The following is a 9,422-nucleotide window of genomic DNA, read 5'->3' on the forward strand; positions in this document are numbered from 1 at the left end:
ACGTTCGAGGGGATCCGGAAATTCGTTGGCACGATTGTGGATTCCGGTGCGATCCCGATCGTCATGGGGGGCGATCACGCGATCACCTGGCCGTGCGCGACCGCGGTGGCCGACCACTATGGACACGGCAAGGTCGGGATCGTTCACTTCGACGCCCACGCCGACACCGGTACCGACATGCCGGGCTCGCTGGCCTCGCACGGGACGCCCATCCGCAAGCTCATCGAGAGCGGTGCGGTGCCAGGCAGGAACTTCGTGCAGGTGGGCCTGCGCGGTTACTGGCCGGATCGGGAGACGCTGGACTGGATGGACGAGCAGTCCATGCGCACGCACTTCATGGCCGAGATCAACCGCGACGGGTTCGACAAGGTCCTCGAGCGCGCGATCGATGAGGCGCTCGACCAGGCCGACCACCTGTACCTCTCGCTGGACATCGACGTCGCCGACCCGGCGTTCGCCCCGGGCACGGGTACGCCCGAGCCCGGAGGTCTGACGAGCATTGACGTCCTCACCGCCGTGCGCCGCCTCGCCGCCGAGGTGGGCATCGTCGGCATGGACGTCGTCGAGGTTTCCCCGCCCTACGACGACCGCGGCGAGATCACCGCGCTGCTGGCCAACCGCGCGATCCGGGAGGCCCTCACTGGAATCGCCATGCGCCGCAAGGGAATCACCGAGCGCGACTACCTGCACCCGTACGCCCTGGGGAAGGGCAAGGACTCGCAGGGCAACGACCGCAACCAGGTCTTCCGGACCAAGCCTTCCCCCTCGCTATGACACCCCTCAAGCTCCGCCGCAATCCCATGAAAGGGCCACGAACCATGAGACGGCATCTGTTCAAGTTGAGGCCGGCGACGCGCGCTGCGGCGGCGCTGACGGCCAGCGTACTGCTCCTTTCCGCCTGTGGCGGCGGGCCGAGCGGCGACGCCGCGCCGGTGCCGACCGACGGGGTGCTCAAGCTCGGTGTCCTCAACGACATCGGCCAGCCGCCGGACCCGGACGTCTACTACTCCGGCAACGGCCTGGCGCTGACCACCAACCTCTACGAGGGTCTCGTGCGCTACGAGCCGGGCAACCACGACGAGGCCAAGGTCGTGCCGCTGCTCGCCGAGTCCTGGCAGAGCAACGACGCCTTCACCGAGTGGACCTTCAAGCTTCGTCCGGGCGTCGTGTTCCACGACGGTACGCCGTTCGACTCGTCGGCTGTGGAGGCGTCTTTCCAGCGTCGTCTCCACGTCGCCGGCGGCCCGGCGTACATGGTCGAGGACGTCGCGTCGGTGGAGGAGATCGACGCCTACACGGTCAAGATCGTCCTGAAAAACCCGAACTCCGCCTTCATCGACTTCCTCGCCTCACCGTATGGCCCGCGCATGCTCAGCCCGAAGGTGCTCAACGAGCAGGCCGGCAACGACTTCGCGCAGACCTACCTGGCGACGCACGACGCGGGCACCGGCCCGTACACCCTCACCAAGGCCGTGGTCGGCGAGGGCTACCAGATGCAGGCGTTCAAGGACTACTGGGGCGACATCGACCCGGTGTTCACCACAATCGACCTGCCGGTCTACACCGAGATCTCCGCCATGCAGCTCGAGCTGGAAAAAGGCGACCTGCACGCGCTGCTCGCCACGGTCCCCTCCGCGTCGCAGAAGGAATACACCGAGAGCAATGCGCTCAAGGCCTACCCCATGCCCTCGTTCCAGCTCGGCGTCCTCTACATGAACCCGAACCGCCAGGTGATGGCCACGCCGGAGGCGCGCAAGGCCCTGTTCGAGGGCATCGACTGGAAGACGCTGATCAAGCAGGTCGTCAACTACAGCGCCGAGCCCGCCGGCGGCAACTACCCCAAGGGCGCGCTGCCGCCCGAGATCGACCACCGTCCGCTCGTGTACAACCCCAACGGGCTCAAGGCGTGGGCGTCCTCGCTGCCCGCGGGAACCCCGATCCGGATCGGAGTGAGCGCAGGCTCGACCGACTCCGAACAGATCGCCAACCTGATCGCCGCCCAGCTGCAGACCCTCGGCCTGCAGGCCACGGTGACCACGCACCAGACCTCCGAGGTGTTCGGGGAGTTCGCCAAGAACCCGCAGCAGGCGCCGGACGTCATGGTCGCTTCGGGGACATGGCCCGACTCGAACAGTCCGTACATGCACGGCCAGGTCTTCTGGGACAAGAACGGCGGCCTGAACTTCCTCCAGTGCTACAACGACGAGATCACCTCGCTGCTGGGCGAGGCGCTCAAGACCGGGTCCACCGAGACCTACGCCGCAGCCGGTGCCGCCGCGTACCGGTTTGGCTGCAGCCCGATCTGGGCCTGGATGAAGGACTTCATGGTCGCGCAGCCCTGGCTCCAGGGCGTCGAGGGGGCGCACAGCATCGCCGCCCCGAACACGCTCGACTTCAACCGACTGACCATCGCCCGGTAACCAGCCGCCGGTGGTGGGGAGTGCTGTGCCCTGCCACCGGCAAGGAGACCTGCCATGGACACCACCTCCCACCGCCCCACGCGGTTGCGGGATCTCTCCGCTGCGTTCTGGTGGCTGTGGTTCGCCGAGCTCGTCATCTGGGTCGGGCGTTTCGTCGTTCCGTTCATGACGATCTTCCTGACGACCGAGGTCGGCCTCTCGGCAGGGCAGGCCGGCTTGGTCCTGGCCGCCTACGGCGCCGGCGTGGTGGCGTCGTCCCTGACCGGCGGGATCGTCGCCGACCGCGTCGGCCGCAAGACCACGCTGATCGGGAGCCAGCTGCTCTCGGTCGTCGTGCTGGTGATCATCCCACTGGCCGAGGGCAGGCTCCTCATCAGTGCGCTGCTGGCCGTGTACGGCCTGTTCAACGGCGCGTCCCAGCCCGCGATCGTCACCATGATCGGGGACCTCGTCGAGCCCCGGCACCGCCGGACCGCGTTCAACTACAGCTATTGGGCGGTCAACCTCGGCTACGGGGTGGGCCCGATGCTCGCCGGCTTCATGGCCGACATGGACTTCGGTCTGTTGTTCTACGCGCAGGCCGCGCTCGTCCTGGTCTCGGCGTGCATCGTCGCGCTGAAGGTCCCCGAGACCCGGACTGCCCGCAAGACAGAGCCGTTCGCGCTGGGCGCCGCCGACGAGTCCGAGACGCCGCGCGGCCACCGGGGCGTCCTCGGGGTACTGCGCGACCGGGTGTTCATGACCTTCACCGTCGTCATGCTCCTGTACTCCCTCGTGTACGTGCAGTCGACGACGACGCTCCCGTTGGTGATGACGGAGCAGGGCATACCCAGCCGATACTACGGCTACCTGCTGACCCTCAACGGGCTGCTGCTGTGCGTCCTGCAGCTGCCCACGGCGCGGTTCCTCGCGCGCTGGTCACGCGAGGCCATCGTCGTTGTGGCGATCTGCCTGACCGCAGTCGGAGTCGGCCTGCAGGCTGCGGCTAGCACGCTGGCGATGTACCTGGTCACAGTCTTCATCTGGACCTTGGGGGAAATGGGGTCGCACCCGCAGGCCCAGTCGATTTCGGCCGACCTCGCCGAACACCGCCGCCGCGGGCGCTATCAGGGCATCTACGGAATGCACCACTCTCTCGCGATGGTCATTGGGCCGGTGCTCGGCGGCCTCGTCCTAGACACCCTCGGCGCGCACGTCCTGTGGATCTCCTCGGGGATCGCCGCCTTAGGCGTCGCACTGCTGCTGGTCCTGACAGCACGCGAGCGCCAGTCACGCATCAAGGTCCGCACCGCTGCGCAGACCGCGCGGCGGCACACCCTGGACGGCCGGTCGCGCGACGCGTGGACGCATACCGCCATATCACCCGGTACAGACGCATCCCAGGAAGGAGCCGGTCGCCATGGACACCACAGCACCACCGACAGCCAGGGCATTGTCGCCGCAAAGCACGAACCCTTTGCGTGAAACGGTCGCGTCCCTGCACGACCTGACCGTCGACCTCGAGCGCAACGGCCGGCGATCGCGGATCCTGCACGGCATCGACCTGGAGATCGGTCGCGGCGAGGTCCTCGGCGTCGTCGGCGAGTCCGGATCCGGCAAGAGCGTCATGAGCTTGGCGATGCTCGGCCTGCTCCCCGCCGCTTCGCGCCCGCAGGTCGGCGGTGGGCTCGAGATCGCCGGCCTCGACCTCACGACGGCGACGGCCGCGCAGCTCCGGGAGGCGCGGCGCACCCGCCTGGGCGTCGTCTTCCAGGACCCGATGACCTCGCTCAACCCGACGATGCTCGTCGGTCAACAGGTCGCGGAGAAGGCCGGCTCGAAGGACGAGGCGATCCGGCTAATGCGCGAGGTGGGCATCCCGCAGCCCGAGCGCCGGTATCGCTCCTACCCGCACGAGCTCTCCGGCGGCCTGCGCCAGCGCGTCATGATCGCGATGGCCATCGCGGGCGAGCCCGAGCTGGTCATCGCGGACGAGCCCACAACAGCGCTCGACGTGACGGTCCAGGCGCAGGTGCTCAGGCTGCTGCGGACCATGCGCGACGAGCACGGCCGCAGCATCGTCATGATCACGCACGACCTCGGTGTCGCCGCGCAGATCGCCGATCGCGTCGCCGTGATGTACCGCGGCCGGATCGTCGAAATCGGCCCCACGCAGCAGGTCTTGGAGTCCCCGCAGCACCCGTACACCCTCGGGCTGCTCGGCTCCCGCCTATCTCTGACCTCCGACCGCTCGCGGCCGCTGTGGGCGCTGCCGACCGACGCGAGCCTCCTCGGGGACGACGGCGGATGCGCGTTCTCCCCGCGGTGCTCGCTGGCCACCGACCACTGCCGGTCCGCCGTCCCGACGCTCGACCAGGTCGGCGGGGGCGGGGAGGCGCCACACCGGGCCGCTTGCTTCGAGTCCGCGACGATCGGCACCGAGACTTCCGCCCGCGCGGATCTCCCGCCACTGGGCCCGGTCCCGGCGGTCGAGGTGGGAAGGCCGCTGCTGTCCGTCGCCGAGCTGGCGTGCACGTTCCGCGTCCGCGACCAGCACGGCAAACGGGTACAGCTGGCCGCCCTGCGGGGCGTCACCGTCGACGTCCAGCCGGGCGAGTCGATCGCGATCGTCGGTGAGAGCGGCTCGGGCAAGTCCACGCTGCTGCGCGTCGCCGGGCGCCTGCAGAAGCACTTCGAAGGGTCGCTGCGCGGTCCTAATGGGACGGACGTGCAGATGGTGTTCCAGGATGCCGGATCCTCGCTCACCCCATGGATGACCATTCGCGAGCTGCTGCACGAGCGGCTCCCTCCGCGCACGCCGCGGGCGCGGAGGGAGGAGCAGGCGATCGCGATCCTGCGGCGAGTCGGCCTCCCGGAGACGGTCCTGCCGGCTCGCCCCGGCGAGCTCTCCGGCGGCCAGCGGCAACGCGTCGCACTCGCCCGCGCCACGATCGTCCCGCCCAAGATCCTGCTGTGCGACGAGCCGACCAGCGCCCTGGACGTCTCCGTGGCGGCGAACGTGCTCAACCTGATCAACCAGCTCCGCCGCGACCTCGGCATCGCGGTGATGTTCGTGACGCACGACCTCGCAGTCGCCCGGATCATCGGCGACCGCATCGCGGTGATGTACCTCGGCCGCATCGTCGAGCTCGGCAACGCCGAGGACGTCATCGCGTTCCCGCAACACCCGTACACCCACAACCTCATCGCCGCGGTCCCGCAACCCGGCAAGGAGATCGACCCGCTCCCCGGCGAGCCGGCCAGCCCGCTCGACCCACCCACCGGCTGCGCCTTCCACCCGCGCTGTCCGGTGGCGCTCCCGGAGTGCGGCACGACCGTGATCGGCACCCAGCTCGTCGCCGTGGACGGCCGCCGATCCGGCGACTACGACCGCCACGAGGTGGCCTGCGTCCGGAAGGGAGAGTTCTGATGGCCGAGACGGCGAACGCCCCGCTGACCGGTCCGGCGATCCGACCGCGCTGGCGCGTGACCCAGCTCCGTCGCGCCGGCTCCCGCACCCACCGCGGGGCCGTGCTGGACTGGTTCCTCATCGGACTGCTCGTACTGATGACGCTCGTCGCGCTGGCCGCCCCGCTGCTGGCTCCGGACGACCCGATCCAGCCCGTCGGCATGATGAAGCTGCCGCCCGGATCCGAGGGGCACCTGCTCGGAACGGACTCGATCGGGCGCGACGCCCTCTCCCGCATCCTCCTGGGCCTACGCACAAGCTGGCTGCTGTCCATTGTGGTCACGGCGACGGGCCTGGTCATCGGCACCATCGTCGGCCTGGTCGCGGGAATGTTCGGCGGCTGGGTCGACACCCTGCTCATGCGGCTCACCGACATCTTCCTCGCCCTGCCGTCGATGCTCGTTGCCGTCGCGGTCGCAGCCGCCCTGGGCAACGGACTGTTCAACACCTTCCTTGCTGTCTCTGTCGTGTGGTGGCCCTACTACGCCCGGATCATCCGTGGCGAGATCCGTGCCCTGGTGGCCCGCCCGCACGTCGAGGCCGCCCGGATGGCAGGCGTCGGATGGCTCCGCATCATGCGCAAACACCTGCTCCCCGGCGCCGTTCCCACGGCGATCATCACGGCGAGCCTCGACATCGGGAATGTCGTGCTGGTGCTCGCCAGCCTGTCCTTCCTCGGCCTGGGCCAGCCCGCCCCGGCGCCCGAGCTCGGCGCCGACACGTCGCGCGAAATGGCGGAGATCCTCGACGCCTGGTGGGTCCCCGTGATCCCCGGCGCTGTCGTCATGCTGCTCAACCTCATCTCGAACCTCGCCGGGGACGCGGTGCGCAACCGGCTCGCGAACAGGAGGTGATTCCAGTGCTCCGACTGCGGTTCATCGGGATCCGGCTGGCCTCGCTCGTCGGCCTGCTGCTGGTCCTGTCCGCTGTCCTGTTCACCCTGCAGGAGCTGTCCGGGGCGGACCCGGTCGCTGCCACGATCGGCGGCAACGCTCCGCCGCAGGCCGTCGAGGCGGCCAGGGAACGGATGGGCCTCAACCGGCCCCCGCTCGAGCGCTACCTGTCCTTCGTCGGCGGCCTGTTCACGGGTGACCTCGGGACGTCGTTCCGTACCCACCGACCGGTGGCGGAGGACATCCTGGCGTCCCTGCCGGCGACCATGGAACTGGTCGTCTTCGCTTTCGTCCTGGCCCTGATCCTCGGCATCCTGTTCGCGGTCTCGAGCATGCTGCGCTGGCCGGGCTCGTCGGTGTTCCGCGGTCTGCTGTTCGTCGGGTCGACGGCGCCGACGTTCCTGCTCGGCATCCTCGGCTTGGTGGTCTTCTACAAGATGCTCGACCTGCTTCCGGCGCGCGGGCGGGCGGACACCGACGGCGGTCCCACCGGCTTTCTGGTACTAGACGGCATCATCACCGGCAACTTCGACCTGACCGGCTCGGCATTGCAACACCTGCTCCTGCCGGGCCTGGCCCTCGCTGTCGGCCCCGCCCTGTCCATCGGCCGGGTGCTGCGCTCCAGCCTGATCGACACCTACGGGTCGGATTACGTCCGCACGGCCACTTCCAAGGGCCTGGACGAGCGGAACATCCTGTTCAAGCACGTGCTGCGCAACTCGGTGAACGCGGCGTTGTCGATGAGCGCGCTGCAGCTCGGCTTCATGTTCGGCGGCGTACTTCTCATCGAGTCCGTCTTCTCCTGGGGCGGGCTCGGGTCGTATCTCGGGGCGAGCCTGCCCGTCTCGGACTTCCCCGCGGTCGCCGGTGTCACGTTCGTCCTCGGGGCCCTGTACATCACAGTCAACACCGCGGCTGACATCCTGCAGAGCATGGCCGACCCTCGCATCGCCGTCTCCTGAAAGAGGGCTGTCGTACGCGTGGTCGTCGTGTCGAGCTCGTCGAGCCACGGGTTTCGCACTGCGATGACCGTGCACGGCACAGTGCGAATCCCGCGCAGCGAGGGTGATTCATCCAGCCGCGGATGCCGGCGCTGAGGTGGGCGTGCCTGCGAAGCAGTAGATCGCTGGCCGGTCGCGGTACACGATGGGGGGTCGTCGTGTCCACAGCGAGGTGCCGCATGGTCAAGCGCAGAACCGGACTCGTGATCGCAGCCATCGCCTCAGTCGGCGGCGTCATCGCCGGCGCGGTGCGCTACCAGCTCTATCAGCTCGAACGGTGGAACCACCTTGGCGTCACGCTCTACAGCGAGCCGCACTACCGCGGTACGAGCCAGACACTGACGTGCACCGACAGTCCCCAGAGCTTCTGTTCGCTCAGGGAGACGGGACTGCCTCGCGTCGGTTCCATCAGGGTCCAACGACGCACCGACGCGTTTCGACCGGCGCTATTCAACGTCCTGGTAACGCCGTTGTTGGCTTGGACGGCCATCACCTCCACCACCTCCAAAGTTCCGGAGGCCGGGGACTGGCGTTATCGCTTGTTGGAACACATGCTCTACAAGCTCAACCCCAACTCGTGGCGCGTCGAGCGGGATCCCACGGGAGACAAACAATCATGGGTTCGGTTATGGGCCGACCAGCCCACGTATCCACTGCCGCCGCGTGATGAGGCGACAACTCCAGACGAGCAACCATGGCACGACGTCCTCACCGACGCTCCCGATCTCGGGCCATGGAGCACGCGCACCCGCTACCGCGAACTCGGCGTCCGCAACCCTCACCACACGCATTCGTTGGCGCACCCGGGTTTTGATACGTGACCACGAACAGACCTTCTGGCTGGGATGATTCGGCTTGTCGAAGTCGGATCGCCGCAGGTGGTAAGCACTTCACGGTGATGCGACACGAGGTTACGTCGCCGCCACACGGAACCAACCGCGGCCAGCTGGCTCCAACTGAGCGGGGTTGTCAGGTTCCAAAACTCGGCCAGTGGGGCTGATCTGCGGTTTCAAGCCGCCGGTTCGTATTCGTTGATCAGACCTCCCAGGACTGGTCACGGCGGTGCCAGCGCAGGACGGTGCCCGCAGTGACCAGCCGATGCCCGTGCAACGTCTTGGGCAACAGCCGGATGAACGCGGAAAAGACCGCCCGATCCGCCCAGTCCAGCCGCGGCTTCGAGGCCGTTCTGCGCAGCACCGCGACCTCGTGACACAGGACCAGCAACTCCATATCCTTGACCGCCGACGAACGGCCAAAAACACCATCCAACCCACAAGCCGGATCGAGATCAGGTAGAGCAGTCGCAACGACACGGGACACGATCATTCCCCGATCTTCGTGACAGGTCGATCATCGCAGGTCACGAACGCGGCCCAATTCTGGAACCCGACAGGGTCAGCACGAACACAATCGCCGTGAACGCCGGTCGTCCACACGCGACATTCCGCCGCCCTGGTTCACGCGAAGCCACGGTCGCGTGCCGTGAAAGAGGGCAATGACCCGCGCTGTAGCCGAGTGCCGTTGTCGCCGCGGTCTCGCGCTTCAGCATCGCCGTCAGCTTCCGTGCGTACCATCAGCACGCGCAGTGCTTTGTGAACAGTTGTCAGCAGAGTTGGCCCGGTGGCCAAAACGGACCAGGTTTGAGGATCTTCGCTGGCGC

At 68.0% G+C, this 9,422-nt stretch carries 9 protein-coding genes; 7 read left to right on the forward strand and 2 right to left on the reverse strand.

All coding sequences use genetic code 11. The features are described 5' to 3' along the window. The 7 genes from MOQ72_RS43200 to MOQ72_RS43230 all read left to right on the forward strand — a co-directional run. On the forward strand, nt 1-774 hold a 774-nt coding region (locus tag MOQ72_RS43200; protein WP_242191866.1), incomplete at its 5' end, for an agmatinase family protein. Nucleotides 775-839: 65 nt separating this feature from the next. Continuing rightward, nucleotides 840-2,420, forward strand: coding sequence for an ABC transporter substrate-binding protein (locus MOQ72_RS43205; RefSeq protein ID WP_242191867.1), 1,581 nt, complete (start codon nt 840-842; stop codon nt 2,418-2,420). Between the two features lie 54 nt (nt 2,421-2,474). Further along, entirely contained in the window at nt 2,475-3,884 is a 1,410-nt protein-coding gene (locus MOQ72_RS43210) for an MDR family MFS transporter (RefSeq protein ID WP_242191868.1), read from the forward strand. Beyond that, nucleotides 3,877-5,829: a dipeptide ABC transporter ATP-binding protein gene (locus MOQ72_RS43215; RefSeq protein ID WP_242191869.1), complete on the forward strand. Its 1,953-nt coding sequence runs from the start codon at nt 3,877-3,879 to the stop codon at nt 5,827-5,829. The genes MOQ72_RS43210 and MOQ72_RS43215 overlap by 8 nt, the downstream gene beginning before the upstream one ends. Next, a complete protein-coding gene (locus tag MOQ72_RS43220) occupies nt 5,829-6,722 on the forward strand; it encodes an ABC transporter permease (RefSeq protein ID WP_242191870.1) in 894 nt (297 codons plus the stop codon). Before MOQ72_RS43215 ends, MOQ72_RS43220 begins: the two co-directional genes overlap by 1 nt. Before the next feature lie 5 nt (nt 6,723-6,727). Beyond that, nucleotides 6,728-7,723 (forward strand): ABC transporter permease, encoded by a 996-nt coding sequence (locus MOQ72_RS43225; protein WP_242191871.1) that lies wholly within the window; start codon nt 6,728-6,730, stop codon nt 7,721-7,723. A gap of 218 nt (nt 7,724-7,941) precedes the next feature. Continuing rightward, entirely contained in the window at nt 7,942-8,583 is a 642-nt protein-coding gene (locus MOQ72_RS43230; protein WP_242191872.1) for a hypothetical protein, read from the forward strand. 214 nt (nt 8,584-8,797) lie between these two features. On the opposite strand, the gene MOQ72_RS43235 is transcribed toward MOQ72_RS43230, so the two are convergent. After that, nucleotides 8,798-8,986: a hypothetical protein gene (locus tag MOQ72_RS43235; RefSeq protein ID WP_242191873.1), complete on the reverse strand. Its 189-nt coding sequence runs from the start codon at nt 8,984-8,986 to the stop codon at nt 8,798-8,800. 233 nt (nt 8,987-9,219) lie between these two features. After that, nucleotides 9,220-9,422, reverse strand: a 203-nt coding sequence (locus MOQ72_RS43240) for a hypothetical protein (RefSeq protein ID WP_242191874.1), incomplete at its 5' end; no start/stop codon positions are given.

This window comes from Saccharopolyspora soli, assembly GCF_022678645.1.
Taxonomy (GTDB): domain Bacteria; phylum Actinomycetota; class Actinomycetes; order Mycobacteriales; family Pseudonocardiaceae; genus Saccharopolyspora; species Saccharopolyspora soli.